General features: G+C 65.3%; 22 protein-coding genes. 11 read left to right on the top strand and 11 right to left on the bottom strand.

Features of this window, described 5'->3' with window-relative positions; all coding sequences use genetic code 11:
• Nucleotides 1-214 precede the first annotated feature (214 nt).
• Genes QRQ56_RS06620 through QRQ56_RS06650 form a run of 7 tightly spaced genes read left to right on the top strand, consistent with a single transcriptional unit; the run spans nt 215 to nt 9,121 of the window.
• Nucleotides 215-2,452: a 4Fe-4S binding protein gene (locus QRQ56_RS06620; RefSeq protein WP_438738530.1), complete on the top strand. Its 2,238-nt coding sequence runs from the start codon at nt 215-217 to the stop codon at nt 2,450-2,452.
• Nucleotides 2,453-2,474: 22 nt separating this feature from the next.
• Nucleotides 2,475-4,421 carry a TAT-dependent nitrous-oxide reductase gene (gene nosZ, locus QRQ56_RS06625; protein ID WP_438738532.1) on the top strand — a complete coding sequence of 649 codons (1,947 nt, stop codon included), beginning with the start codon at nt 2,475-2,477 and terminating at the stop codon, nt 4,419-4,421.
• Nucleotides 4,422-4,445: 24 nt separating this feature from the next.
• Nucleotides 4,446-5,804, top strand: a complete 1,359-nt coding sequence (locus tag QRQ56_RS06630; protein WP_438738534.1) for a nitrous oxide reductase family maturation protein NosD — start codon at nt 4,446-4,448, stop codon at nt 5,802-5,804.
• Nucleotides 5,801-6,721, top strand: a complete 921-nt coding sequence (locus tag QRQ56_RS06635) for an ABC transporter ATP-binding protein (RefSeq protein ID WP_438738535.1) — start codon at nt 5,801-5,803, stop codon at nt 6,719-6,721. The genes QRQ56_RS06630 and QRQ56_RS06635 overlap by 4 nt, the downstream gene beginning before the upstream one ends.
• Nucleotides 6,718-7,545: an ABC transporter permease subunit gene (locus tag QRQ56_RS06640; protein WP_438738536.1), complete on the top strand. Its 828-nt coding sequence runs from the start codon at nt 6,718-6,720 to the stop codon at nt 7,543-7,545. The genes QRQ56_RS06635 and QRQ56_RS06640 overlap by 4 nt, the downstream gene beginning before the upstream one ends.
• Nucleotides 7,542-8,114, top strand: coding sequence for a nitrous oxide reductase accessory protein NosL (locus tag QRQ56_RS06645; protein WP_438738538.1), 573 nt, complete (start codon nt 7,542-7,544; stop codon nt 8,112-8,114). Before QRQ56_RS06640 ends, QRQ56_RS06645 begins: the two co-directional genes overlap by 4 nt.
• An 8-nt stretch (nt 8,115-8,122) precedes the next feature.
• Complete coding sequence (locus QRQ56_RS06650; RefSeq protein WP_438740097.1) at nt 8,123-9,121, top strand: FAD:protein FMN transferase; 999 nt, start codon at nt 8,123-8,125, stop codon at nt 9,119-9,121.
• A 21-nt stretch (nt 9,122-9,142) separates the two neighbouring features.
• Here the strand turns inward: QRQ56_RS06650 and QRQ56_RS06655 are convergent, their stop codons facing one another.
• The 5 genes from QRQ56_RS06655 to QRQ56_RS06675 all read right to left on the bottom strand — a co-directional run bounded on the left by QRQ56_RS06655 (nt 9,143) and on the right by QRQ56_RS06675 (nt 17,161).
• Nucleotides 9,143-9,970 carry a hypothetical protein gene (locus QRQ56_RS06655; protein ID WP_438738540.1) on the bottom strand — a complete coding sequence of 276 codons (828 nt, stop codon included), beginning with the start codon at nt 9,968-9,970 and terminating at the stop codon, nt 9,143-9,145.
• A gap of 83 nt (nt 9,971-10,053) precedes the next feature.
• Nucleotides 10,054-11,343 carry a siderophore utilization protein FsrB gene (fsrB, locus tag QRQ56_RS06660; RefSeq protein WP_438738542.1) on the bottom strand — a complete coding sequence of 430 codons (1,290 nt, stop codon included), beginning with the start codon at nt 11,341-11,343 and terminating at the stop codon, nt 10,054-10,056.
• Nucleotides 11,344-11,384: 41 nt separating this feature from the next.
• Nucleotides 11,385-13,625: a TonB-dependent siderophore receptor gene (locus QRQ56_RS06665; protein ID WP_438740099.1), complete on the bottom strand. Its 2,241-nt coding sequence runs from the start codon at nt 13,623-13,625 to the stop codon at nt 11,385-11,387.
• A 335-nt stretch (nt 13,626-13,960) separates the two neighbouring features.
• Nucleotides 13,961-15,955 carry a primary-amine oxidase gene (locus tag QRQ56_RS06670; protein ID WP_438738544.1) on the bottom strand — a complete coding sequence of 665 codons (1,995 nt, stop codon included), beginning with the start codon at nt 15,953-15,955 and terminating at the stop codon, nt 13,961-13,963.
• A 15-nt stretch (nt 15,956-15,970) separates the two neighbouring features.
• The gene (locus QRQ56_RS06675) at nt 15,971-17,161 is read right to left on the bottom strand and encodes a serine hydrolase domain-containing protein (RefSeq protein ID WP_438738546.1); all 1,191 of its coding nucleotides are present in this window, start codon (nt 17,159-17,161) and stop codon (nt 15,971-15,973) included.
• Between the two features lie 181 nt (nt 17,162-17,342).
• Between QRQ56_RS06675 and QRQ56_RS06680 the strand changes: the two genes are divergently transcribed.
• The gene (locus tag QRQ56_RS06680; RefSeq protein ID WP_438738548.1) at nt 17,343-18,332 is read left to right on the top strand and encodes a helix-turn-helix domain-containing protein; all 990 of its coding nucleotides are present in this window, start codon (nt 17,343-17,345) and stop codon (nt 18,330-18,332) included.
• A gap of 13 nt (nt 18,333-18,345) precedes the next feature.
• Here QRQ56_RS06680 and QRQ56_RS06685 read toward each other — a convergent pair whose 3' ends face one another.
• The 6 genes from QRQ56_RS06685 to QRQ56_RS06710 form a co-directional block, all read right to left on the bottom strand.
• Nucleotides 18,346-19,119: a MetQ/NlpA family ABC transporter substrate-binding protein gene (locus QRQ56_RS06685; protein WP_438738550.1), complete on the bottom strand. Its 774-nt coding sequence runs from the start codon at nt 19,117-19,119 to the stop codon at nt 18,346-18,348.
• 28 nt (nt 19,120-19,147) lie between these two features.
• Nucleotides 19,148-19,813 (bottom strand): methionine ABC transporter permease, encoded by a 666-nt coding sequence (locus QRQ56_RS06690; RefSeq protein ID WP_438738552.1) that lies wholly within the window; start codon nt 19,811-19,813, stop codon nt 19,148-19,150.
• Nucleotides 19,803-20,942, bottom strand: a complete 1,140-nt coding sequence (locus QRQ56_RS06695) for a methionine ABC transporter ATP-binding protein (RefSeq protein WP_438738554.1) — start codon at nt 20,940-20,942, stop codon at nt 19,803-19,805. The genes QRQ56_RS06690 and QRQ56_RS06695 overlap by 11 nt, the downstream gene beginning before the upstream one ends.
• 239 nt (nt 20,943-21,181) lie before the next feature.
• Complete coding sequence (locus QRQ56_RS06700) at nt 21,182-22,654, bottom strand: DASS family sodium-coupled anion symporter (protein WP_438738555.1); 1,473 nt, start codon at nt 22,652-22,654, stop codon at nt 21,182-21,184.
• Between the two features lie 112 nt (nt 22,655-22,766).
• On the bottom strand, nt 22,767-23,573 hold the full coding sequence (locus QRQ56_RS06705; protein ID WP_438738557.1) for an enoyl-CoA hydratase/isomerase family protein: 807 nt from the start codon (nt 23,571-23,573) through the stop codon (nt 22,767-22,769).
• Nucleotides 23,574-23,604: 31 nt separating this feature from the next.
• Nucleotides 23,605-24,363 (bottom strand): hypothetical protein, encoded by a 759-nt coding sequence (locus QRQ56_RS06710; protein WP_438738559.1) that lies wholly within the window; start codon nt 24,361-24,363, stop codon nt 23,605-23,607.
• A 62-nt stretch (nt 24,364-24,425) separates the two neighbouring features.
• On the opposite strand from QRQ56_RS06710, the gene nthA reads away from it, so the two are divergent.
• The 3 genes from nthA to QRQ56_RS06725 are packed head-to-tail and all read left to right on the top strand — an operon-like array spanning nt 24,426 to nt 26,085.
• Entirely contained in the window at nt 24,426-25,052 is a 627-nt protein-coding gene (gene nthA / locus QRQ56_RS06715) for a nitrile hydratase subunit alpha (protein WP_438738561.1), read from the top strand.
• On the top strand, nt 25,049-25,708 hold the full coding sequence (gene nthB, locus QRQ56_RS06720) for a nitrile hydratase subunit beta (RefSeq protein WP_438738563.1): 660 nt from the start codon (nt 25,049-25,051) through the stop codon (nt 25,706-25,708). Before nthA ends, nthB begins: the two co-directional genes overlap by 4 nt.
• Nucleotides 25,708-26,085 carry a nitrile hydratase accessory protein gene (locus QRQ56_RS06725; RefSeq protein ID WP_438738565.1) on the top strand — a complete coding sequence of 126 codons (378 nt, stop codon included), beginning with the start codon at nt 25,708-25,710 and terminating at the stop codon, nt 26,083-26,085. The genes nthB and QRQ56_RS06725 overlap by 1 nt, the downstream gene beginning before the upstream one ends.
• Nucleotides 26,086-26,190 lie beyond the last annotated feature (105 nt).

The following is a 26,190-nucleotide window of genomic DNA, read 5'->3' on the forward strand; positions in this document are numbered from 1 at the left end:
GTGCGGCCATTAATCTCAGCAATGGGATTGACAGATTCAGTCGTACGCGATGAGCTTTGCACGTCAGCGGCGACAAATCATCGACGAAGATTCTCGAGGCATGCGCGGCCCGGTTGGTCGCGCAGATCGCATTTGAGTCGATATGTTGAAGCAATGGAATAACGATACAGCCTTTGCAAGGCGTGCAGCGCTCGCGCTCGCAAGCTTGCTGCTGATGTGTCTGACTTATATTTCGCCTGCATCGGCCGCCGGTGATCTATCGACATACCTGGCGAAGATCGGGCCTGCGCATTTCTTCCCGGGTGCGGATCGTTTCGGCCCGCCACAAGGCGATCCGCCTGTGGTGCCGGTATACCGCGGCGACCAGCTCCAGGGATTCGTCTTCCTCAATTCCGACTTCGCCAATTCCGTCGGCTACTCCGGTAAACCGATTCATCTCCTGGCCGGAATCGACCCGAAAGGCGTCGTCACGGGCATCAAGCTGGTCGATCACAAGGAGCCGATCGTCCTGGTCGGCATTCCCGAAGCGCGCATCGTCGCGGCCGTGAACGTCCTCATCGGAAAGGACATGAAGCCTGTCGCATCTGGCGCGGAGAAGCCGCCGCAGGTCGACATCGTGAGCGGTGCGACCGTCACCGTGCTGGTGATGGGCGACAGTATCGTTCGCGCCGCGTCCAAGCTGATCCGAAGCGGTCGCGTCGGAGGCGGCGACGGCGCGGCGGTTTCGGCAGCCCTGCCCCCCGTCATCAAGACGCTCGATCTCGACCACGGCGACGTCCGCGACTGGGAAACTCTGGTCGGCGACGGTTCGGTCCGACGGCTTCATCTCGGCATCGGCGACATCAACGAGGCCTTTGCAAAATCCGGCAACGCGGCGGCGACGCAATACCCCGAACCGGGTGAACCTGACGAGACCTTCATCGACCTCTACGCCGCGCTCGTGAGCGCGCCGACGATTGGCCGCAGCCTGCTCGGCGAGGACGGCTACCGGCGGCTGAAGGACAGCCTGAAGCCCGGGCAGCAGGCGATCATCGTGGCCGGCAACGGCGCCTACTCCTTCAAAGGGTCGGCTTACGTGCGCGGCGGCATCTTCGATCGCATCGAGATCCTGCAGGAAGGCAACAGCACCCGCTTCCGCGACCGTAACCACACCCGCCTCGGCGCGCTGGAGGCGGCCGGTTCACCGGATTTCAGGGAAATCGGCCTGTTCGTCACGCCTCCCGAATTCACGTTGGATCCGACCCAGCCCTGGCAGATTCAGCTGCTGGTGCAGCGGAGCCTCGGCGGCCGCGACAAGGCGTTCCTGACCTTCGACCTCAGCTACACCCTCCCCGACAGCTACATACGCCGCGAGCAGCGGGCCGTAACAGTGCCGGAAAGCGCGGCGCCTCCGCCCTCGCAGGCTAAGGCTGCGGCCGCACCGGCTGCACCGGCAGCGGCCGAGGATGCCGATGAGCCGCTTTGGATGCGGATCTGGCGCTCGAGCACCGTCTCGATCGGCATCACCGCTTTCATGCTCGCCGCCCTCACCGGCATCTTCTTCTTCCAGAACCTGCTGGTGCGCCGTCCGGTGTTCTACACCTGGGTCCGGCGGGGATATCTCGCCATCGTTCTGGTCTGGCTTGGCTGGTACGCCAACGCGCAGCTGTCCGTCGTCAATGTCGTGACCTTCACCAACGCGCTGGTGACGGGCTTCCGCTGGGAATTCTTCCTCGCCGCGCCCCTGATCTTCATCCTGTGGGCCGCAACGGCCGGCGGGCTTCTGTTCTGGGGCCGCGGCCCGTTCTGCGGCTGGCTGTGTCCCTTCGGCGCGCTGCAGGAGCTCACCAACACTGTCGCGAAATGGCTGAAGGTGCCGCAGATAACGGTGCCTTGGGGACTGCATGAACGGCTGTGGCCGATCAAGTACATCATCTTCCTCGGACTGTTCGGCCTTTCACTCTATTCGGTCGACATGGCCGAGCGGTTCGCCGAGGTCGAACCGTTCAAGACCGCGATCATCCTGAAGTTTTCACGAAGCTGGCCGTTCGTGGCTTACGCCGTCGGCCTGCTCGTCATCGGTCTCTTCATCGAACGCTTCTTCTGCCGCTATCTGTGCCCGCTCGGCGCCGCGCTCGCGATCCCGGGCCGCATCCGGACCTTCGAATGGCTGCGCCGCTGGGAAGAATGTGGCTCGCCCTGCCAGCGTTGTTCGAAGGAATGCCCGGTGCAGTCGATCCATCCCGAGGGTCACATCAACGTCAATGAGTGCATCTACTGCATGCATTGTCAGGAACTCTATTACGACGATCACCGCTGCCCGCACATGATCCAGGTGCGGCTCAAGCGCGAGAAATTCGCCGCGATGTCCTCACCGGCGATGCGTTCGAGTGGCAAGGGACCCGCGACCGTCATCACCGCCGGCGGCAAACCCGTCAGCGCGCCACCCACCACCTCTCCACCACCTAACTGAACCGAAAGCCGAGGAGGCAATCATGAGCGAGAACGAACAGGCAAAGGGCGTCAGCCGACGAGCAGTGCTCGGAACGACGGCGGCCGCGGCGGGCGTGGGCCTTGCCGGCGGAGTGGCGCTGAAGGACGGCGGCTTCGTCGCGTCCGCGGATGCGCAGACCAAGAATGCTGCTCCGAAAGCGCCGGCGGCTCGTCCAGCCGTGCAGAAGACCGAGGTCGCGCCGGGCGAGCTCGACGAATATTACGTGTTCTTCTCGAGCGGTCAGTCCGGCGAGATGCGCATCATCGGCCTTCCCTCGATGCGCGAATTGATGCGCGTGCCGGTCTTCAACCGCTGCAGCGCCACCGGCTGGGGCCAGACCAACGAGAGCATCAAGGTTCTGACCGAAGGCATGCAGCCCGCGACCCGCGAATTCCTCAAGAACCGCGGCGGTACGTTCCTGAACGGCGACCTCCACCACCCCCACATTTCGTTCACGGACGGCACCTATGACGGTCGCTACGCCTTCATGAACGACAAGGCCAACAGCCGCGTCGCGCGGGTGCGGCTCGACATCATGAAGTGCGACAAGATCATCGAACTGCCGAACCAGCACACGGTCCACGGCCTGCGCGTGCAGAAATATCCGCGCACGGGCTATGTGTTCGCCAACGGCGAGGATGGCGTGCCGCTGCCCAACGACGGCAAGGTGCTCGACGATCCCAAGCAGTATCGCTCCATCTTCAGCGCGATCGACGGCGACACGATGAAGGTGGCCTGGCAGATCATCGTCAGCGGCAACCTCGACAACGTCGATGCCGACTACCAGGGCAAGTATTGCTTCGCGACCTGCTACAACGGCGAGGAAGGCGTCACCCTAGCGGAAATGACCGCCAGCGAGCAGGACTGGGTCGTCATCTTCAACATCAAGCGGATCGAAGAAGCCGTGAAGAAGGGCGACTTCAAGGAGATGAACGGCGTGCCCGTCATCGACGGCCGCAAGGGCTCGGCCTACACCCGCTACGTGCCGGTCTCGAACAATCCGCACGGCATGAACACCGCGCCCGACGGCATCCACATCGTGGCGGCTGGAAAGCTCTCCCCCACCGTGACCGTGATGGACGTCCGCAAATTCGACGATCTGTTCGACGACAAGATCAAGCCGCGCGACGTCGTCGTCGCGGAACCCGAACTCGGCCTTGGCCCGTTGCACACCGCCTATGACGGCAAGGGCAACGGCTACACCACGCTGTTCCTCGACAGTCAGGTCGTCAAGTGGAACATCGACCTCGCCAAGCGGGCCTTCAAGGGTGAGAAGGTCAATCCCATCATCCAGAAGATCGACGTGCACTATCAGCCGGGTCACAACCATTCCTCGATGGGCCAGACCAAGGAGGCCGATGGAAAGTGGCTGATCTCGCTGAACAAGTTCTCGAAGGACCGCTTCCTGAACGTCGGCCCGCTCAAGCCCGAGAACGATCAGCTGATCGACATCTCGGGCGACCAGATGAAGCTGGTGCATGACGGCCCGAGCTTCGCCGAGCCGCATGACGCGACCATCGTCCACCGCTCCAAGATCAACCCGATCTCGATCTACGATCGCGCTGATCCGATGTTTGCGGATGCGGTCAAGCAGGCCAAGGCCGACGGCATCAACCTGGAGGCGGATTCGAAGATCATTCGCGACGGCAACAAGGTGCGCGTCTACATGACGTCGACCGCCCCCGCCTATGGCCTCGATCAGTTCCAGGTCAAGCAGGGTGACGAAGTGACCGTCTTCGTAACCAACATCGACGCCGTGGAAGACCTGACGCACGGCTTCTGCATCGTGAACTACGGCATCCAGATGGAAATCGGCCCCATGGCGACGGCGTCCGTGACGTTCACGGCCGACAAGGCGGGTGTCTACTGGTACTACTGCTCCTGGTTCTGCCACGCCATGCACATGGAGATGAAGGGCCGGATGTTCGTCGAACCCAAGTCGGTTTGAAACCGGTCTGATCGGAGCGACCTCGTGGGTCTTCTCTTACGCATGTTTCCGGCGGCGCTCGTCGCCGCCGGATTGTCCGGCTTCGCCAGTGCGGAGACGTTGACGGCTGTGCCCGGACAACCGCTGCAAGCGGTGCTGGACGGCGCACGCGCCGGCGACGTCGTCACGCTTGCGCCTGGCGAATATCACGGTTCGATCCGGATCGACCGTCCCCTGCAACTGGTTGGGAGCCGCGACGCGGTGCTCGATGGCGGCGGCGACGGCAACGTCGTCACCGTCAGCGCGCCCGACGTCACGATCCGCGGTCTGACCGTCCGCGCTTCCGGCCGCGATCTGCAGGCCATGAACTCCGGGATCTTCCTGCAAAAGACCGCCGAGCGCGCCACGGTCGAAGACAACCGGCTGGTGGGAAACCTGTTCGGCGTCTACGTGCATGGCGCGAAGGGCTCGCGGGTTGTCCGCAACGAGATCGAGGGCCTGCGCGGCGGACGCATGAGCGAGGCCGGCAACGGCGTCTCGCTGTGGAATGCGCCTGAAGTCACCGTCGCCAACAACATTTTCCGTTACGGCCGCGACGGTATCTTCTCGATCTCCAGCAGCAAGGACCGCTTCGTCGACAATCGCTTCGAGCAGGTCCGCTTCGCCGTCCACTACATGTACACCAACGACAGCGAGATCAGCGGCAACGTTTCGATCGGCAACCATGTCGGTTACGCCATCATGTATTCGAACCGGCTCGTGATCCGCGGCAACACCTCCGATCGCGATCGTGACTACGGGATGCTGTTCAACTACGCGAACCAGGCTCAGATCGAGGGTAACCGGGTGACCGGCGGCCCGCTGAACACCACGATGGACGGGGCCGATGACGGTCCAGCCGACGAGCGCGGCATGCTTCCGCAAGGCAAACGGGAGAGCACGCTCAAGAGCGGCCCGGAGAAATGCGTGTTCATCTACAACACCAATCACAACAAGTTCCGGAACAACTGGTTCGAACGCTGCGCCATCGGCGTGCACTTCACCGCCGGCTCCGAAGGCAACGAAATCACCGGCAACGCCTTCGTCGGCAACGCCAACCAGGTGAAATATGTCGGCACGAAACACCTCGACTGGTCGACCGGCGGACGCGGCAATTACTGGAGCGATAATCCGGCCTTCGACCTCAATGGCGACGGCGTCGCCGACACGGCGTACCGGCCCAACGACCTCATCGATCGCGTGCTGTGGACGGCACCCGCCGCGAAGGTGTTGATCAACAGCCCGGCCGTCCAGGTGATCCGCTGGGCCCAGGCGCAGTTTCCGGCGCTGCTGCCCGGCGGCGTGGTCGACAGCCATCCTCTGGTGTCGCCGCCGCGCAGCACGGCGCCGAAGGAGACGCGATGACGAGCACGGTACGCGTCAGCGACGTCACCAAGACCTACGGCCGCGTCGAGGCCGTGCGCGGCGCGTCGTTCGCGCTTGGCCAGGGTGAACTCGTCGCCTTGATCGGCCACAACGGCGCCGGCAAGACCACGCTCATGAAGCTCATGCTCGGGCTGATCCGGCCGACCAGCGGCGCGATCGAGGTGCTCGGAGACAACCCCGCCGCCGGCGAATTCGCGGGGCGGCGCCAGCTCGGCTACCTCCCGGAGAACGTCTCCTTCGACCCTGCCCTCACCGGCCGTGAGACGCAGGCGTTCTACGCCCGGCTGAAGCGGGAGCCAGTCGCCAAGGCCCTCGAGTTGCTCGACGCCGTCGGGCTCGGCGCTGCCAGCCGCCGCAGGGTCAGCACCTATTCGAAAGGCATGCGCCAGCGCCTCGGCCTCGCGCAGGCGCTGCTTGGCACCCCGCGGGTGCTGCTGCTGGACGAGCCGACCACCGGCCTCGATCCGGAGCTGCGCCAGACCTTCTACGACATCATCGCCCGGCTTGCCGCAGGCGGCGCGACGGTGCTGCTGTCGTCGCATGCGCTGACCGAGCTCGAGGAACGCGCCGGCCGGGTCATCATCATGAACCGCGGCATCAAGGTTGCGGACGGATCGATCGACGAGCTGCGTCGTCTCGCCCAGCTGCCCACCCGGATCCGCCTCAAGGTGGCGGGTCTTGCTCCGAGCGAGATGCCGGGCTGGGCTCCGCAGGACGCCACCTGCCGCCGCCTCAACGGCCACATCGTCGAGATCGATGCCGCGCCGGAACGGAAGATCGAGCTGCTGCACCGCGCGACTGCCGCCGGCAACGCCGTCGAGGACGTCGACGTGGTCCCGCCGACCCTCGACGAGCTCTACGCTCACTTTCTCCGGCAATCGGAGCAGGCGCCATGAACATCCTGATCATCGCCGCCAAGGAAGTCCACCAGGCCATCCGCAATCGCTGGGTGCTGGCCGCAACGCTGCTGCTCGCCGGGCTCGCCTTGTCGCTGACTTTCCTCGGCAGCGCGCCCACCGGCAATGTCGGCGTCCGCGCGCTGGACGTGGTCGTCGTCAGCCTGTCGAGCCTGACGATCTTTCTGGTGCCGCTCATCGCGCTTCTGATCTCGCACGACGCGATTGTCGGCGAGATGGAGCGCGGGACCATGCTGTTGCTGCTGAGCTATCCGGTCGCGCGATGGCAGGTGCTGCTCGGCAAATTCCTGGGCCACCTCGCCGTGCTCGCCTTCGCGACCTGCCTCGGCTACGGCGCGGCGGTCGGCGCGCTGGCGGCAACCGGCAGCGAGATCGACAGCGATAGTTTCCAGGCCTTCGCGGCGATGGTGGGCTCCTCGGTGCTGCTCGGCGGCGCTTTCGTCGCCATCGGATATCTGGTCAGCGCGCTGGTGCGCGACCGCGGAACGGCCGCCGGCATCTGCATCGGATTGTGGCTGCTGCTGGTGCTGATCTACGACATGGCGCTGCTGGGCGTGCTCGCGCTCGATCAGGGACGCAGCATCTCGGCCAGCGTGCTCAACGCCATGCTGCTGGCGAACCCGACCGACGCCTACCGGCTGATCAACTTGACCGGCTTTGCCAATGTCAGCACCTTCGCCGGCATGGCCGGCCTTGCCCAGACCACGTCCTTGACGATCCCGGTCCTGCTGACCGCCCTGCTCTGCTGGATGCTGCTGCCGCTGGGGCTGGCCGCGCTCGCCTTCTCGCGGAGGGAGCTATGAGGCGCCGAACGATCCTGTTTGCCCTGCTCGTGCCGCTCGCGCTCGCGGGCTGCAACGAAAAGCAGGCCGCGAAGATCCCGTCCCCACATCGCATGACCGCGGAGGACATCGGTCATTACTGCGGCATGAACGTGCTCGAGCATCCCGGCCCGAAGGGCCATATCTTCGCCGCGAGCCTGATCGAGCCGGTGTGGTTCTCGTCGGTGCGCGACACCATTGCCTTCACCATGCTGCCGGACGAGCCCAAGGACATTCAGGCGATCTACGTGTCCGACATGGGCAAGGCGCCCGATTGGGACAAGCCCGGCGCCGACAACTGGATCGAGGCGCGCAAGGCGCTGTTCGTGATCGAGAGCCGGATCAAGAGCGGCATGGGCGGCGACGAGGCCGTCCCGTTCTCGGAGCGGGTCGCTGCGGAAAAGTTCGTCACCGAGAACGGCGGCCGGATCGTCGGATTCGACGCGGTGCCTCGGGACTATGTCCTGGCGTCGGCAAACGCCGCCGCGGCTGCGGCGGCGGACGAGGCGTTGGAAGGCCCACCGGGCGAACGACCGAGGAGGACGCCATGACCCTCACCATGACGCGCACCCTGACGCGCCGACGCTTCATCCGGATCAGCGCGGCGGCAGCGGGCCTTGCTGCATTGTCACCAGGTCATGCCGCTCGTGCGGAGGTCGCGCCGGCGACCTGGCGCGGCACGATGCTGGGCGCGGTTGCGACGTTGGAAATCCACGACGAGGACCGCAGCCGCGCGGAGCGACTGATCTCGCTGGCCTGCGCCGAGGCGCGGCGGCTCGAGCGGCTGTTCAGTCTTTACCTCGACGATTCCGCCCTGGTCGCGCTGAACCGGACCGGGGTCCTGATCGAGCCCGCCGCGGAGATGGTCGATCTGCTCTCGGCCGCGCAGCATTATTCCACGCTGACGGGCGGCCTGTTCGACGTCACCGTGCAGCCGCTGTGGGAGCTCTATGCCGGCCATTTCGCGCGAGCCGATGCCGATCCGGCCGGCCCTCCGCCAGCCGCGATCGCCGCCGCGCTGGCGCGTGTCGGCAGCAGCCGGATGTCGATCAGCCGCGACCGGATCGTGCTGCCCAAGGGCATGACCGTCACGCTGAACGGGATCGCGCAAGGCTACGTCACCGACAAGGTGGTCGAGCTGCTGCAGGCGCATGGCATCTCTCACAGCCTGGTCGACATGGGCGAAGCCCGCGCGATCGGCTCCCGTCCGGACGGAAAGCCCTGGGAGGTCGGTATCGCCGATCCGGAATTGGTGGGGCAGACGAAGACGGTGCTGCCGATCATCGACCGCGCCGTGTCCACCTCGGGCGGTTACGGCTGCCAGTTCGATGCCGGCGCGCGCTTCAACCACCTGTTCGATCCCCGATCGGGCGGCTGCGCGCAGCGCTATCGCAGCGTGACGACCGTGTCGCGCAGCGCGACCGCGGCGGACGCCTTGTCGACGGCGTTCAGCCTGATGCCGCAGGAGCAAATCCGCACTCTGCTGCCACGCGCCGACATCGACCGCGTGCACCTGATCGACGCGGCCGGCAACTCGGCCGAATTGTCCGCGTCGTAGAGACGGGAGCGCCGGGACGCGCTATTGCAGGGGCAGCAGGTCCAGCTGGCTCTGCGCCTTCTTCACGGCGGCCGCATACCAGCTCTGGCCCGGCGCTTCCTTGGCAAAGCATTTGGTGTAGGCGTCCATCGCCTGGTCTTCCCTGGCCATGTCGCCGCCCGGATCCTTCTTGTTGACCGGCTTTGCCATCATCTGCTTCCAGACGCGCTCGCAGGCCGGAATCTCTGCCGTCTTCACGGCGTCCGACACGGCGAGGAAGTAGACCTTGTCGCCCTTGATCGCGACGACATCGATTTCCCGCGGCGCGCCCTTCAGGTCGCCATTGCCGCGCAAGCCGAGCACGGCAACCGCGGCGCTCGCCGATGCAGGCTTTGTGATCGGCAGCTCGGCATATTTGGCGAAGGCGGAGTCCTGGATCGCCTGGTAATAGAAGCGGTCGGACTTGAGCGCGGCGCCGCTCTCCTGCGGCATGCCGTCCTCGCGATGCTCGCGCAGCCAGTGCGTGAGCAGCGTGGTCGTGGTGACGACGGCCTGCATCTTATCGCCGTCGGAGGCGAATCCGAGTCCGTCGAGATGGCCGAAGCCGCTTTCACCCTGGTACAGCGTGTCGACGTTCGACTTGCCGTCGGCGGGAAGTCCCTTGATCGTGACCGGTCCCACCAGGCCGCGCAACACGCCCGTCAGCTCCTTCAGAGCCGCTTCATGTTGCTTGTAGAGCTCGTCGCTCTCCTTGGCCTTCGAGAATTTTGCGATGTAGCGGTCGCGCAGGTCGAGATAGCGCTGCTCGGGCGTCGCCGCGTGGACGGGGCTCGCCAGGACGAGCAGGCAGAGCAAGGCAAGCGATTTCATGAGATATCCGGACTCGGGAGCGACCTCCCTCTTGGTGCCCTTACCTCGACGCGAGGTTCATCTGCAAGGGGCGGTGCGCGCCCCTACTCCGCCGGTGTCAGCTGCCGGCTCAGGCGCACCGCCGCGGTCTCGCGCGCGCGCAGCCGGGCGCGGCGCTTGCGCCACCAGATTACGACACCGGTGACCGAGAGCGCGGCCACCACGAGCCCCATGATCGAGATCAGGATGCGCCCGAACAGGCCGACGATGCGGCCCGAATGCAGCGGGAATTGCGCCTGGACGAAGATGTCGGCGGCGGTGCCGACCCAGGGCAGCCGCTCGCCGATCGGGCGTCCGTCCTCGCTATCGTAATAGAGCTGCGCCGGACCGACGCCGCCGGCACCGTGATCGTCGCCGGGGTGGAAGAACGCGGCGGCGTAGACGCCATGGGCCGGGCCGTAATTGATCGAGCCGACCGGAATCGTCCAGCCGCGCGCCTTACCGTCGGCGGCGGCGCGCGCGGCGATTTCGGCAAAGGTCATTTTGGGTTCGATGGGATCGTCGAGACCGCGATAGGGTCGCTGCTCATAGGGCGTCGGTGTGTAGTTCGACACCATTTTCATCAGCGGCGAGAACACCTCGAAATAGAGGTTCAGCGAGAACGCCGTGAAGGCGATGATGAACAGCACACCCCAGGTCCACAGGCTGAAGGCGCGGTGGATGTCGAAATTGATCCGGTAGGCGCTGCCCGAGGTCTTGATGGTCCAGGCCGGCGCCCAGCGCGCCCAGAAGCCGCGCTCGAGCTGGCGCGTCACGACAGGTGCCCGCGCCGCCTTCGCGCGCCTGCGCGACGGCAGCGTCAGGTAGAAGCCGACGAAGCAATCGATGGTCCAGATGATGGCGATCACGCCGAGCACGCGCATGCCCCAGCGATCGCTGCCCCAGAATTCCGGGATGTGCATGGTGTAGTGCAGCTTGTAGAGAAACGAGACGAAGTTCTCCCGCGTCACCGGCCAGACCGCGCCCCAATAGCGCCGGCCGAGCTCGGCGCCCGTGTTGGGATCGAGGAAGACCTGGTTGTAGTCGAGCGGATAGCGCTTGCCGGTCGCAGGATCGATCCGCGGCATCACGAAGAACCACAGCGAGTGGCCCTCCTCCGGCGTCATGAAGAGATAGACGACGCGCGCGTGGGGATCCCGCTGCTCGATCATCCTGGCGAGCTCGATCGAGGGGATCGCCGGACCTTTGCTGGTGACGTCGAACAGATGGCCGTTCAGGACATCGTCGAGCTCGTGGTCCCAGGAGATGATCGCGCCGGTGATGCCGGAGAAGAACAGGAACCCGGCCGTGAGCAATCCCGCCCAGCGATGCAGCTTGCCGAAGATCGCTCTCATGGTCGTCGACTCTCTTCAAGCGGTCCGGCGCGCATGTGCAATCACCAGCGGTAGGTCAGCTTGCCGATGGCCTTGCGGCCCTCGGCGTAGAAGCAACCTGAAGCCGCGCCGTAGCAGGCGGCGACATAGCGCAGGTCGGTCAGATTCGTGACGTTCAGCGACAGCCGCCAATTGTCCCGGCTATAGGCGAGCAGCGCATCCAGCACGGTCGCGGACGGCACCTTGAAGGTGTTGGCGTCGTCGCCCCAGGTCGCGCCGACATAGCGGATGCCGCCGCCGAACTGAAGTCTGGCGAGCTGGCCGGTCTGCAACGTGTAGTCGCTCCACAGCGAAGCGCGGTTGAGCGGCACCGTCGTCGGCGCCTTGCCGAGATTGACCGGATCCCGCGACAGCTCGGCATCGACATAGGCGTAGGCGGCGCGCAGGTTCCAGCCGTCGGCGAGCGACATGGTGCCTTCGAGCTCGATGCCGCGCGATTTGACCTGGCCGAGCTGCGAAGCCGTATAGGTCGGCGGCGCATAGACGACGACGTTGTCGCGCGTCAGGTCGAAGGCCGCGAAGGTGAACAGCGCGTTCCAGCCGAGCGGCTGGTACTTGACGCCGACCTCGTACTGGACGCCGGTTTCGGGATTGAGCAGCTGGCCGCCGGCCGTCGCGAGCACCGGCAGGAAGGATTCCGAATAGCTCACGTAAGGCGCGACGCCGTTGTCGAAATTGTACACCACGGCCGCGCGCCCGGTGAAGGCCGAGGCGTCCTTCGAGGTCGAGGTGTTGGCGATGCCGTTATCGACCTGCGTCGTCACGAAGTCCTGGCGGCCGCCGAGCTGGAAGGACAGCCGGCCGAGCTTGATCTGATCCTGCAGGTAAAGGCCGGTCTGGGATTGCTTGACGCCGGTCTTGTCGCCCGGCGTGGTGTCCACGGCGTAGTCGTAGCTGTACACGGGGTTGAAGACGTTGACAGTGGGGGACGAGGTCGTCACGCCGAAGGCGGTGTCGCGGAAGCTGGTGTTGCGATAGTCGACTCCGGCCAGCACGGTGTGCTGCAGGAAGCCGGTCGCGAACTTGCCCTGGAGCTGATTGTCCACCGCGAAGGAGTTGATGTACGAGTTGCTGTAGCTGCCGACGCGGGCATAGTCGCCCGCGGCTTCGTTGGTGTAGCCGGCACCGTAGAAGACCTTCTCCTCGTTGTGCTGGTAGGCGTAGCGCATGTTCTGCCGGAACGTGATGTTGTCGGTGAAATTATGCGAGAGCTGGTAGCCGGCGGTTGCGATCTCCGTGTTGAACGCATCGAAGCTCGGCACGCCCGCGAAGAACGAGACCGGGATGGTGCGGCCATTGTTCGGCCAGACCGTTCCTGACGCCGGCAGGAACTGGAGGCCCCACCCTGCCCGGTCGCGCTGATAATTGGCGAGGATCGTGAGCGTGGTGTCCTCGTTCGGCTTGAAGGTGACGGCGGGCGCGATGAAGACGCGATTGTCCTTGGTGAAATCGACCTGGGTCTCGCCATCGCGGACGACGCCGGTCAGGCGCCACAACACGGTGCCTTCCTTGTTGGCGGGGCCGCCCATGTCGAACTGGCCCTGGTAGCGGTTGAAGCTGCCGCCGGAGATCGAGACTTCGCCGAACTGCTGCGCGGTCGGCAGCTTCGTCACGTAGTTGAGCAGGCCGCCGGTGCCGCTGCCGCCATACATGGCCGATGACGGCCCCTTGAGCACCTCGATGCGCTCGGCGCCGTAGGGATCGAGGCCGTTGAAATGCACGTAATTGCTGGAGGGGATCCGCAGGCCGTCGACGTAGAGGCCCGGCATGGTCATGTCGAAGCCGCGGATCTGGAGGCCGCCGAAGCGGGTATCCGAACCGCCATTGACGTCGCCGCTGACGCCCGCGGTGTAGCGCAGCGCCTCGCCGATCGAGGCCGCACCCTGGTTCCTGACCTGGTCGGTCGTGATCACCGAGATCGACTGCGGCGTTTCAATCAGCGGCGTATCGGTCTTGGTCGCGGTACCGCTTCGGGTCGCGACGAAGCCGCGGACCGGACCATTGGCGCGCTCACCGGTCGCGCCGTTCGACGATGCCGACTGCGTTGGCGCGGCCTGCTGCGCGGGCGCGCGGCGATTGGCGCGCGAGGTCCGCGTCGTCGCCCGACGCGACGAAGCAATCGCCGCAGGACGGGCGCGCTGGGCCGGCGCATCGACGGTGACGGCGGGAATTTGCGTTTGCGCTTGTGTGGCAGCGAGGGGAACAACGAGCGCAAATGTGCTGACGGCACCGAAGAAGAGCACACGCAAGTGTCGAAGACGCGTATCGGAACGCGAAGAAAATCTGGAGTTGGTCACGTCTATTGAGCCCCACGCACTGCCGGCTTCGCCGGTATCGTTCTTGATGTTCCGCCCTAACGCAGGCGGTTGGGGAGCGCGATAGGAACAGCGTTAGAATTTCTCCAGACATGTGAGCAGCACGTGCGACCAATGCGCTCACGCACTTCGCGACGTTGCTTGTTTAGAATTGGAATATTTCCAGATTGGGAATCGACGGTCCGTCGAACGCAGCCGCGCGATGGCGCGCATCGCGCAAGCCGCGTTGCGATCAGAGCCGAAATGCGCGAGCCGTTGAAGCTTTACGATCGGTCCGCGTGACAACAGGTGGCGGCGGCGCTCGTCTCTCCCGCCAGCACGCTGCGGCTGTTGCGGTCCGGCGGGATGTCGCCGGCGGCATTGGCCGCGAAGAAGCCGGTCGGCTTCAGTACGAAGCCGGCATATTCGACCGGCATGATCGGAAAATCTTCGGGCTTGCAGACATGGGTGTGGCCGAACGAGTGCCACACCACGATATCCGCATTCTCGATGTTGCGATTTTGCGCTGCATAGCGCGGCAAACCGTCGCCGCCGGCATGGACGTTGGGATAATCGCCGCTGGCGTATTTCTCGGCGGCGTCGAACGCGGTCACCCAGACATGCTTGGTGGCAAAGCCGCCGCGCTTGCGCACATAGCTGCCCTCCTGCGCCAGCATCAGCGGGCTCGGATTGACGACGAGCTTGTAGGCCGGCGCGCCGCCGACCGAATTGGTCTCGTTGGGATTGCTGATCTTCCAGAACCGGCCGGTCTCGCCATTGGCGACCGCGGCCGCATCGCGCTCGCGCGACAACACGCGCGTGGTGGTGTCGAATACGTTGCCGTGCGGATTGTCCGCCCCCCAGGGCCGCGGCACGAACTCGTGCTCCGTCACCGTGTTGCCGCCGCCGTCGAGGTCCATGTGCAGGCGCACGTTGAAGAAGTGCTGGTGCGTGGGACCGCCGAGATTGTCGTCGACCATGCCGCCCCATTTGTACTTCTCACCCGGCTGCACGGCTGTGGTCTGGATGATGCCGGTGAGCTTGGTCTCGAGCTGGATCGTGCCGTCCTGGTAGAGATACCAGTAGAAGCCGTAATCGTAATTGCCGACGGTTGCGAAGAACGAGATCACCAGCCGCCGCGACCTGCGGACCTCGAACAGGCCGTTACGGAATTCGTAGTGCTTCCAGGCAATTCCGTAATCTTCTTCATGCATGCAGATGGCGTTCTGCATGACGAAGGGCTCACCCTTGTTGTCGGCGGCGGGCACGTCGAAATAATGGATATTGCCGAGGCAGTCGCAGCCGAGCTCCAGTGCATTGGCGAGCATGCCGAGGCCATATTCGCCGGCATCGAACGCCGACTTCCAGAAATGGTTCGCGGTCGGATCGGCGTAAGGCACCACCATCTCGGTGACGCTGGCGCGATGGATCAGCGAGCGCTTGCGCGCGCCGTCCTGATAGCTCAGTTGATGCAGCACCAGCCCCTCGCGCGGGGTGAAGCCGACGCGAAAACTCCATTTCTGCCAGTCGACCTTCCAGCCATCGACCTTGAAGCTGGCCCCTTCCGGCTGCTCGATATGCAGCGGCTTGATGTCGGTGCGCGGATTGGTCACCTCATGCGCGCCGTAGTTCCGCTTCTTGCGCGGAATCGGCACGATCGGATCCTCATCCGTGAGGTCGATGACCTTGCCGCCGATCAGGTCAACGACGGCAACGACGCCCTCGATGGGGTGCGCATAGCCGTTGTCCTGCGGATGCTCGCGGAAATAGCTTACGGCGCGCACGATGCGGGCGCCACGCTCGAACGCCTTGTCGAAGAATCCCGACGAGAACGGGTCGACCTGGACCAGTTCGATATCCTTGTCGGTCAGCCCGCGCCGGATCATCGCCGCGCGCCAGCCGGGATCGGCCTTCACCACGGCCTCGCACTTGAAGAACTCCTCCAGCATCACCGGCGGCTGCCCGTAGGGCGCCTCGCGGTTCGGAATGATCTTTCGCGCGATGATCTCATTACTAGCGAGATCGACGATGTGCTCGATCGCCTCGCCGGTGGCAATGTCCAGCGTCAGCGCGAAGGCGCGGCGTCCTGCGCCCCCTGATGCCAGCTCCTGCTTGGTCGGCTCCTCCAGCCGCACCGTCGGGAAGCGGCAGCTCTCCGGCGAGGCCGCAGCAGCGCGTACCAGGGCGCAGGCTGCGGCGATCTCTTCGGCCGTCAGCGGATCGAGCGGATGGGGCGTCGCGGTCTGCGACGGCGATGGGGGTTTGACGGTGTCGAGCATGGCGATGTCCCGGGATCAAGCGAGATGCGCGGTGATGGCGCTGAAGGCGGCAAACCAGCGCTGGTCGATCGGCACGTCCATCGCCTTGGGCTGCGTGGCGAGCTTGACGATGACGGTATCGGAGTCGAGGTCGACATAGAGATGCTGGCCGTGAATGCCGATTCCAGTGATGGCGTTGCGCGACGGATCGATAGTGAACCATTTGCTTCGGTAGCGCGCGCCCGGGAAGAACTCGGCGAGGTCGCCGTCGGCCCAGGCCTGGGGATCGCCGTTCTCGCGGATGTCGTCGATCCACCAGCCCGGCACCACCTGCCGCCCCTCCACCACGCCGCGGCAGCGGATCATCTCGCCGAAACGGACGAGGTCGCGCGCGGTCACGGAAATGCCGCCGGCGATGCGACCCATGCCGTGGCTGTCGAGTGTCAGCGAGCCATCCTCCTCCGCGCCCAGCGGCTGCCAGAGATAGTCGGAGAGGATGCGATGGTAGGGCATGCCGCAGGCACGCTCATAGACCCAGCCGAGCACCTCGGTATTGGGCGAGACATAGTGGAACACCTTGCCGTGCGGCTTACCGGTGCCGCGCAGGGTTGTGAGATAGGCGCGCTGGTGACCCGGCTCGACGCCGGCAGGCGGCACGTCCCAGCCGGAGGAGAAGCGGTAGCGCGCGACGTCGCCGGCGGGGTCCTCGTAATCCTCCTCGAACTTGATGGCGACGGCCATGTCGAGCAGGTTGCGGACGGTGCAGCCGGCATAGACCGAGCTCTCCAGCTCCGGCACGTAGCGCAGCACTCTCGCCTCGGGATCCACCAGGCCCCGCGCGGCCAAGATGCCGCCGAGCGTGCCGGCGATCGCCTTGCTGATGGAGCAGATCAGATGCGGCGTGGTCACGCTCATGCCGTCGCCGTACCATTCGTGGATCAGCGTGCCCCGGTGCATGACGAGCAGCGTATCGGTAAAGGTCTCGCGCAGCGTTGCTTCGATCGTGGTCTCCTGGCCGTCGGGTGCGGTGAAGCCGAGCTTCGCCAGCTCGCACGGCGCGCTTCGCATTGGCGTCGGCTGGGCCGAGCGGCGGATCTCGGCGGTCGGCAGCACCTCGCGGGTGTGGGTGAAGCCCCAGCGGATCGCGGGAAAGCTGCGCCAATTGGCGCGCGTCACCTGGGCCTCTGATACGGGCGGGCTGCCGCGCATGATCTCGGTCGGTCGCATCTCGATCCCTCCGCAAAGTGCCGCCCCGGCTGCGATGCCGGAACGGCAGGACGGAAGCCTGCACCGCGACGCCGCCGGGCGTTATCGAGATCCGGCAATATTTTGCTGGACAGCGCCTGTGGCCGTGCCAGTCTGGCGCGGATCTTGCTCGTGCCTGGCTTGGAGATTTTCCCGTATCGTCATGGCCTTAAGCGCAACTCTTCCGATTCAGGACTCGGCTGCCAGCCTTTTCCAGGCCAGCAGCTCGGACGTTGACGAGCACTGCGCCAGCCTCGGCCGCTGGCGGTTGAGCTACGACCAGATCAGCGCCGGCGCGTTTCGAGGCAGCTTCACCCAACTCGCCCTGCCCCGTGTCGACGTGTTTCGCGAGATCACCAGCCAGCAGGTCCGCCAATACGGACAGCTAGGGGCGGACAGTTTTGGGATCGGCTTGCCCTGGGACGGCGATGGCGAGCTCAACTGCAACGGGACCAGTGCCAACGGCGCCCACGTGCTCGCCAGCATCGACGCCGAGATCGACATGTGCACGCCGAAGGCCTTCGAGCTGCGCGGCGTCGTTGCCAGCACGGTGTTGATTGCAGAGCTGGCGGGCCGGCTCGACATCGAGCTGCCACGCACCGCCTGGCATCGGTTGCAGGTGATCGAAATGGCGGAAGCGCCGGTCGCGCGGCTGCGGGCGCATCTCGCCGCCATTGAGGCGACCATCACGACAGCTCCGGAGACGTTCGACGATCCGGCGGCGCGGCAGGCCCTCGAAGACGCCCTCCTCGTGGAGATCATGGACATGCTGCCGACGGCACGCCCGAGCGATCCCGGCCGCAGCGCCGCGGCACGGAAACGGACCGTGGATCGTGCGCGCGAGCTGATGCATGGCAGCGGCGATCGCTCGCTCTCGCTGCTGGAGGTCTGCAAGGCGGTCGGCGCCAGCCCGCGCAAGCTCGGCTATTGCTTCCAGGACGTCTTGGGCACGAGCCCGATGCATTATTGGCGAGCGATGCGGCTGAACCGCGTACGCCGTGACCTCAAGCGCGCCGGCGACATCGAGACCTCGGTCTACGACGTCGCCGTGCAGCACGGCTTCTGGCACTTCAGCCAATTCTCGCTCGACTACAAGCGCCACTTCTCCGAGTTGCCCTCGGAGACGCTGCGGCGCGCCAGGCTGGCCGCCTGACGCGCGTGCTCTGCTACCAGGTCGGCAGATAGGTGCCCTTGAAGCGCGTCTCCAGGAACGCCTTCACGGGCTCGGAGTGATAGGCCTCGATCAGCTGCTTCACCCAGGGCTTGTCCTTGTCCTCTTCGCGGACGGCGAGGATGTTGACCCAGGGGCCGTCGGCGTTCTCCTGCGCGACCGCATCCTTGGCCGGATTGAGGCCGGCCTGGACTGCGTAATTGTTGTTGATCGCGACGAGGTCGACGTCCTGCAGCGCGCGTGGAAGCTGGGCGGCATCAAGCTCGACGAAGCGGAGCTTCTTCGGGTTGTCGGTGATATCTGCGATGGTCGAAGCGACGTTATTGTTGTCCTTGAGCTTGATCAAACCGTGCAACGCCAAAATCATCAGGCCGCGGGCGCCGTTGGAGGGATCATTGGCGATGGCGACCCGGGCGCCCTCGGGCAGATCGGCGAGCTTCTTGTATTTCTGCGAATAGACGCCTTGCGGCGAGCCGATGGTGTTGGCGACCTTGACAATCTTCCAGCCGGTCTTGGAGATCTGGTTCTTGAGGTAAGGCTCGTGCTGGAACGAATTGGCCTCGAGATCCTTCAGGGCCAGCGCCTGGTTCGGGATCACGTAGTCGGTGAACTCGACCACCTTGAGGTCGAGGCCGCGCTCGGCGGCGACCTTCTTCACGACGTCGATGATCTCGGCATGGGGACCGGCGGTGACGCCGACGCGGATGGTTTCGGCGTGAGCTGAGGTCGCAAGCAAGGCTGCAGCCGCAAGGGTTGCGAGAAAACGCATTGAAGTCTCCAGTTTGGGGATAGTTGGTTCAGCGATGCCGCAAGCGGCGGTTGACCCGCCGTGCCAGATAATCGCCCGCGCTCTGCACGAGCTGCACCAGCGCGATCAGCACGACGACGACGGCGAGCATCATCTCCGGCATGAAGCGCTGGTAGCCGTAGCGGATGCCGAGATCGCCGAGGCCGCCGCCGCCGACCGCACCGACCATCGCGGAGTAGCCGAGCAGGCTGACCACGGCGAGCGTCAGCGCCAGCAGCAGGCCGGGCAGCGCCTCCGGGATCAGCACCTTGAGCACGATCTGCATGGGCGATGCGCCGAACGAGGACGCGGTCTCGATCAGGCCGCCGTCGACCTCGCGAATGGCCGCTTCGACCAGACGGGCGATGAACGGCGCCGACGCAATCGTCAGCGGCACGATCGCGGCGGTCGAGCCGATCGAGGTGCCCGCGACCAGACGGGTGAACGGGATGATGGCGACGACCAGGATGATGAAGGGCGTCGAGCGCGTCGCATTGACGATGGCGCCGAGCACGCGGTTGACGAGGGGCGCCGCAAACAGCTCGCCCTTGCGGCTGGTCGCGAGAAACACGCCGAGCGGCAGGCCGAAGGCGGTGCCGAGAGCTGCCGCGATGCCGACCATATACAGGCTCTCGAAGGTCGCCTGGATGATCAGATTGATGAGTTCAGGCGACATAGCCGAGATGCTCCGCCGGGAATTGGTGTTGAGAGAGCCAGGCAAGGACTCGCGCCTGCGCGTCATCGCGGCCGGGAATGCCCAGAACGAGCGAGCCGACATGCTGGCCGCCGATCTCGTCGATGCGGGCCGACAGCAGCGCGACGTCGAGGCCGAGCTCACGGGCGAGCCGCGCCACCACGGTGTCGCCGGCCCCTGCCCCACGCACCTGGACGCGGATCACGGCCTGCCCGCCGGCAGGCGCCTCCGACACGATCCGGCTCGCCAGCGAGACCGGCAGGCTGTCGCCGATCGCTTCGGCGAGGAAGGATTGCGTGATCGGATGCCTGGGATGGGTGAAGATGTCGGCGACATGGCCGCTCTCGACGACGCGGCCGGCATCGAGCACGACGACTTCCTTGGCGAGCTGGCGCACCACGGACATTTCGTGGGTGATCAGCACGATGGTGACGCCGAGCTCGCGGTTGATGTTGGCGAGCAGGTCGAGAATGGCGCGCGTGGTCTGCGGATCGAGCGCCGAGGTCGCCTCGTCCGACAGGAGCACGCTCGGCCGCGTCGCCAGCGCACGGGCAATGCCGACGCGCTGCTTCTGGCCGCCGGAGAGCTCGGAGGGATAACGGTCGTGCTTGTCGGCAATGCCGACGAGCGCGAGCAGTTCTGCGACACGGGTCTTGATGTCGGCCTTGGTCCAGCCGGCGATCTCGAGCGGCAGCGCGATGTTGTCGGCCGCGGTGCGTGAGGACAGCAGGTTGAAGTGCTGGAAGATCATGCCGATCGAACGCTGCGCCAGCCTGAGCTCGCGGCCCGCCAGCGCCGAGATATCGCGGCCGTCAACGATGACGCGGCCCGTGGTCGGCTTCTCCAGTCCGTTGATCAGCCGCACCAGGCTCGACTTGCCGGCGCCGGAACGGCCGATCACGCCGGTGATGGAGCCGCGGGGAATCGCGAAGTCGACGTCTTGCAGCGCGTTGACGCCGGGCTTGCCGCGATAGGCGGGATAGGTCTTCGAGATGCCGGCGAAACGGACCATCGCGTCCGGTTCCGGCGCGGCCCGAGATATCGCTTCAGGCGGCGCAATCGGCTGTCCGACGGCAAGCGATTGGTGAGCGTTCATGGAGACGGCCTTCATGCATAATAATTCTCTCGCTCACCCCAAAAGGCAAACGAAAGCCGGGTCGCACCAGCGACTGGAGATGGAACAGCAGCAAACGCCTCAAAGGGGGCACGCGCTGCACCGCAGCACGCACCATCGCCCTTTCCAGTCTTTCTTGCAATGTCAGATATTTGCGAGGAGATGGACGAAGTTTTCCCAATCCCTCCCCGGCGAAGAATATTCCTTCGCCCGGGGGTATCAGCCTCCCGCCCGGATCATTTCATCTGCAGCCAGGGCAGCACGATCAGCAGCAGCCCGGCAAAATACAGCAGCCCGAAGATCAGGCCAAAGCCCCAGAACTGGCCCTTCCCGATATAGCCGCTGCCGAAATACATCGGCGCCGGACCCGTCGCGTAAGGCGAGATCACGCCCATCAGCCCGAGCGAGTACATGCAGAGCATCGCAAGCGTCGTCACCGGCAGGTTTGGGATGCCCGATCCGACCGCGAGCACGACCGGCAGCACGGCGGCGGCATGCGAGGTGATGCTCGAGAAGAAATAGTGGATCCAGAAGAACAGCGCGACCAGCAGCAGCATCGCGGTCGATGGCGCCAGCCCCGCGAGCGGCTTTGCGTATTCGGTCGCGAACCATTTGATGAAGCCGATCTCGTTCAGGCCTGAGGCCAGCGTCAGCAGCGAGGTGAAATAGAAGAACACCTCCCAGGCGCTCTTCTCGCTGACGATGTCGGCGAACTCGATCACGCCGGTGACAAGCATCAGGGAGATCACGATGAACACGACGGTGGTGGCGTTGACGAAATTCGAGCCGAGCACGGGCACGTGGATGTCCGGACTGGAGCCTGCGATCCACAGGAACATCGCAAGCACGATCAGCGCCAGCATGATCCACTCGTTGCGCGACATCGGGCCCATCTCGGCGAGCTCTTTCGCCGCCCATTCGGAGATCTCGGGGCTGCGCTTCACCTCGGGCCGGCAGACCAGATAGCTGAGCAGCGGCACCACGATCATCAGCAGGAGGCCGAGCGGGGCAAAGCCCATGAACCACTGGCTCCAGCTGACCTCGACGCCGACGGTCTTCTTGGCGATCGCCAACGCCGCCGCATTGGGCGCGAGCGCGGTGAAGAACAGCGAGCTCGTGATCGCGGTCGCGGCGAACGCGGTCCACATCACATAGGTGCCGATCCTGCCGGCAGTCGGTCCGGGCTCCGAGCCGTAGATGCGCGGGATGTTGGAGATGATGGGATAGACGATGCCGCCGCTGCGCGCGGTGTTCGAGGGTGTCGCCGGCGCAAGCAGGAAGTCCGACATCGCCACGGCATAGCCGAGGCCGAGCGTGTTGCGGCCGAGCCGCCGCACCAGCACCAGCGCGATGCGCCGGCCGAGCTGGCTCTTGCGATAGCCGATCGAGAACACGAAGGCGCCGACGATCAACCAGACCGTGCTCTCGGCGAAGCCTGCCAGCATCCAGCGCAGCGACTTGCCGGGATCGGGATCGATATAGCCGGCAACGCCCGCGACCGTGAGGCCGATGAAGCCGACCGCGCCGACCGGCATCGATTCCAGGATGAGCCCGGTGATGACGGCCGCGAACACCGCGAAATAGTGCCACTGATTGACGTTGAGCCCGGACGGCGCCGGCCACAGATAGATCGCCAGCCACACCGCGAGCGGTGCGACCAGTTTCCAGCGAAATCCCTTTGCCTCAGGCGCCTGCGAACTAGCGGTCATGAGCCCTCCCCTCTGATGTCGTCGCCTCGTGCGGCTCGTTGACCGAGCCTGCCCTTGTCCCAATGCGGCGTATACGGATTGTCGGGGATGCGATCAATGGCCTGACGTCAGTCTACCGCCCCTTGAAGCGCGGCTTGCGGCGGCCCAGGAACGCTTCGACGCCCTCCTTGTGGTCTTCGCTGAAGCTGGCGAGCGCGAACTGGTCGACGTCCATGTGGCTGGCAAGATCGTCCAGCGCATGCGTGAGCCGGTTGACGGTGAGTTTCGTCATCGCAACCGAGAGCGGCGGCTGCGCGGCGATCTTGCGCGCGAGATCCATGGCCGCATCGAAGGCATGGCCGGGGTCGGTGACCTGTTCCACCAGGCCCCATTCATAGGCCTCGTCCGCGCTGATGCGCTGGTCGGCGAGGATCACCGCCTGCTTGGTGCGGGCAGGTCCCATCAGATGCAACATGCGCGGGATGCTCTGCCAGCTCATGTTCATGCCGAGCCCGATCTCGGGCACGCGTAAGTGGGCGTCGTGCCCCATCACGCGGAAGTCGAGCGCCACCGCGAGCGCGACGCCGCCGCCGACGCAAAAGCCCTCGATCGCACCGATCGTGATCTGCTCCATCTCCTGCCAGGCATGGGTCAGGCGCGGCCCGAGCTTGAGGTGCCGGCGCAGCGTGCCGAGATCCATCTCCTTGCGCGAGCGGCCCTCCGCGTCCTTCAGGTCGAAGCCGGCGCTGAAGGCGCTGGTGCTGCCGGTCAGAACCACGACGGAGGTGGTCGCGTCATCCTCGAAACTGCGCGCCGCCGCGGTGAGCTGGCGCAGCGCCTCGGGCGACAGCGCGTTGATGCCGTCGCCCCGATCGAACCGCACGATCGCGATGCGTCCCTCCGGCCCATGTCCCTTCTCGATCGTCACGTAGTCGCTCAACCGTCGTCTCCCCTGGTCTTGTTGCTCTTGGTTACAGATGCCCAGTACGCCGGTGCTCCGGCTCACTGCCTTGGACCGGAAACCGGATCGTGGTCCCGATGGTGATCCAGTTGGCATTCTCGCCGGTGATGTTGCGGCCCAAGATTACGTCTACGGAGAATATCTCGTTGGGCCGGTAGCGTAGGCCGGTCTGCAGCCGCGGCTGCACGACGCTTGCGACCTCGGACGCGCCGGCCTGGCCGTAGGCCTCGATCGTCCATTGCAGGGTGTCGGTGAACTTCCAGTCGAAGCCGATGCCATAGGTCAGGTAATGGCGATCCACGGTGCGATCCCACAGCCAGCCGCCATTGACGTTGATGCGCATGGTCTCCGACAGGCGGAACGTCGCGGGGATGACCGCGAAAATCGACAGTGCCTCGCCGGTCGCCGCGTCGAACGATCCGCCGCCATAGGCCGACAGTCCCCACCGTCCGATTCCGGTCGGGATGAAGTTCGTCTTGGCTTTCGGAGCGATTGTCGTGCTCCAGTCGCCGTCGCTTCTGGCCCGGATGGTCTGCAGGCTCAGCTCGACCGGCCTGAAGGGATCGACGACGCAGGAGGGATTTGCAACCGCCTGCATATCCGTGTTGGACGCCGCCGACAGCCAGCTCTCGACCTTGCAGGAGCCAACTTCCGATATGTCTGCGGCATCGACCGCATAGGCGCCATTCGCGGCGCGCGCATCATGCGCCGCCGATGCGACAAGTGCCGCGATTGCGGCGGAAATTGTGATTTGTACAGCCCTGCCCATGGGGTGATGTTAGCAGAGTCTTCGCCTCGACAAGGCCCGGATTCTGGGACTATCTTCGCATCATGAGCGAGCATCATCACGACCACGATCACGACCATTCCGAACTGTCGGAGACCGAGCTGCGCGTGCGCGCGCTCGAGACGATCCTGACCGAAAAAGGCTATGTCGAGCCGGCCGCGCTCGATGCCATCATCCAGGCCTATGAGACCAAGATCGGCCCGCACAACGGCGCCCGCGTCGTCGCCAAGGCCTGGACCGATCCGGCGTTCAAGCAGGCGCTTCTGGAGGACGGCTCCAAGGCGATCGGCACGCTCGGCCATGTCAGCCGCGTCGGCGACCATCTCGTCGTGGTCGAGAACACGCCCGAACGCCACAACATGGTCGTGTGCACGCTGTGCTCCTGCTACCCCTGGGAAATGCTGGGGCTGCCGCCGGTCTGGTACAAGGCCTCGCCTTACCGGTCGCGCGCGGTGAAGGATCCGCGCGGCGTGCTCGCCGATTTCGACGTGACGCTGCCCAAGGACATGGAAATCCGGGTCTGGGATTCCACCGCCGAGACGCGCTTCCTGGTGCTGCCGATGCGGCCCGCGGGCACCGAGGGGTGGAGCGAGGAGCAGCTCGCCGAGCTCGTCACGCGCGATTCCATGATCGGCACCGGCTTTCCCAGGACGCCCGGAGCGCCCTCATGAACGGCGTGCACGACATGGGCGGCATGGACGGCTTCGGCAAGGTCGAGCCCGAGCTGAACGAGCCGATGTTTCACGAAGATTGGGAGTCGCGCGTGCTGGCCATGGTGCGCGCGATGGGCGCGGCCGGCGCCTTCAACATCGACACCTCGCGCTTCTACCGCGAGACCCTTCCGCCGGACGTGTACCTGTCGAGCTCCTATTACAAGAAATGGTTTCTCGGTCTCGAGGAAATGCTGATCGAGAAGGGCTATCTCACCCGCGAGGAGGTCGCCGCCGGCCACGCGATGCAGCCCGGCAAGGCGCTCAAGCACGGCAAGTTCGATCTCAGCCAGGTCGAGCGCATCATGGTGCGCGGCAAGTTCGGCCGTACGGCGCCCGCACCTGCCAAATTCAACATCGGTGACCGCGTGCGCGCGAAAAACATTCACCCCACCACGCATACGCGGCTGCCGCGTTACGTGCGCGGCCATGTCGGCGTCGTCGAGCTCAACCATGGCTGCCACGTGTTTCCGGACACGGCGGCGATGGAGCGCGGCGAACATCCGCAATGGCTCTACACCGTCGTGTTCGAGGGGCGCGATCTCTGGGGCGAGGACGGCGATCCGACCTTGAAGGTCTCGATCGACGCCTTCGAGCCCTATCTGGATCCGGCGTGATGAGCAGCGCAGCTGCCGCCGCCGCGACGGCGGCCGTCCCGAGCATTCCGCGCGACGACGACGGTCCGGTATTCCGCGCGCCCTGGGAAGCGCATGCATTCGCGATGGCGCTGAGCCTGCACGAGCGCGGCGTGTTCACCTGGCCGGAATGGGCAGCAAGCCTCGCCGCCGAGATCAAGCGCGCGCAGGCCGCCGGCGATCCTGACACGGGCGAGACCTACTATCTGCACTGGCTCGCCACGCTGGAGGGCCTCGTCGCCAGCAAAGGCGTCGCCTCGATGGACACGCTGCACCGCTACCGCGACGCCTGGGACCACGCGGCGGATCGCACGCCGCACGGCAAGCCGATCGAGCTGCGGGACGAGGATTTTAGGTAGCTCGCGCTGCGCTCGTGTCCCGGACGCGCTGCAGCGTGCAACGCTGCTGCGCAGAGCCGGGACCCAGAAAGCCACACAGCACTATATAGAGGCATGGGCCCCGGC

Source organism: Bradyrhizobium sp. U531 (genome assembly GCF_051710265.1).
In the GTDB taxonomy this organism is placed as follows: domain Bacteria; phylum Pseudomonadota; class Alphaproteobacteria; order Rhizobiales; family Xanthobacteraceae; genus Bradyrhizobium.

Coding starts and splice junctions, on each gene's coding strand:
- QRQ56_RS06700 (WP_438738555.1), bottom strand. CDS start 22,654: ATGACCGCTAGTTCGCAGGCGCCTGAGGCAAAGGGATTTCGCTGGAAA.
- nosZ (WP_438738532.1), top strand. CDS start 2,475: ATGAGCGAGAACGAACAGGCAAAGGGCGTCAGCCGACGAGCAGTGCTC.
- QRQ56_RS06640 (WP_438738536.1), top strand. CDS start 6,718: ATGAACATCCTGATCATCGCCGCCAAGGAAGTCCACCAGGCCATCCGC.
- nthA (WP_438738561.1), top strand. CDS start 24,426: ATGAGCGAGCATCATCACGACCACGATCACGACCATTCCGAACTGTCG.
- QRQ56_RS06620 (WP_438738530.1), top strand. CDS start 215: ATGTGTCTGACTTATATTTCGCCTGCATCGGCCGCCGGTGATCTATCG.
- QRQ56_RS06695 (WP_438738554.1), bottom strand. CDS start 20,942: ATGAAGGCCGTCTCCATGAACGCTCACCAATCGCTTGCCGTCGGACAG.
- QRQ56_RS06650 (WP_438740097.1), top strand. CDS start 8,123: ATGACGCGCACCCTGACGCGCCGACGCTTCATCCGGATCAGCGCGGCG.
- QRQ56_RS06690 (WP_438738552.1), bottom strand. CDS start 19,813: ATGTCGCCTGAACTCATCAATCTGATCATCCAGGCGACCTTCGAGAGC.
- nthB (WP_438738563.1), top strand. CDS start 25,049: ATGAACGGCGTGCACGACATGGGCGGCATGGACGGCTTCGGCAAGGTC.
- QRQ56_RS06725 (WP_438738565.1), top strand. CDS start 25,708: ATGAGCAGCGCAGCTGCCGCCGCCGCGACGGCGGCCGTCCCGAGCATT.
- QRQ56_RS06635 (WP_438738535.1), top strand. CDS start 5,801: ATGACGAGCACGGTACGCGTCAGCGACGTCACCAAGACCTACGGCCGC.
- QRQ56_RS06670 (WP_438738544.1), bottom strand. CDS start 15,955: ATGCTCGACACCGTCAAACCCCCATCGCCGTCGCAGACCGCGACGCCC.
- QRQ56_RS06675 (WP_438738546.1), bottom strand. CDS start 17,161: ATGCGACCGACCGAGATCATGCGCGGCAGCCCGCCCGTATCAGAGGCC.
- QRQ56_RS06710 (WP_438738559.1), bottom strand. CDS start 24,363: ATGGGCAGGGCTGTACAAATCACAATTTCCGCCGCAATCGCGGCACTT.
- QRQ56_RS06685 (WP_438738550.1), bottom strand. CDS start 19,119: ATGCGTTTTCTCGCAACCCTTGCGGCTGCAGCCTTGCTTGCGACCTCA.
- fsrB (WP_438738542.1), bottom strand. CDS start 11,343: ATGAGAGCGATCTTCGGCAAGCTGCATCGCTGGGCGGGATTGCTCACG.
- QRQ56_RS06645 (WP_438738538.1), top strand. CDS start 7,542: ATGAGGCGCCGAACGATCCTGTTTGCCCTGCTCGTGCCGCTCGCGCTC.
- QRQ56_RS06655 (WP_438738540.1), bottom strand. CDS start 9,970: ATGAAATCGCTTGCCTTGCTCTGCCTGCTCGTCCTGGCGAGCCCCGTC.
- QRQ56_RS06680 (WP_438738548.1), top strand. CDS start 17,343: ATGGCCTTAAGCGCAACTCTTCCGATTCAGGACTCGGCTGCCAGCCTT.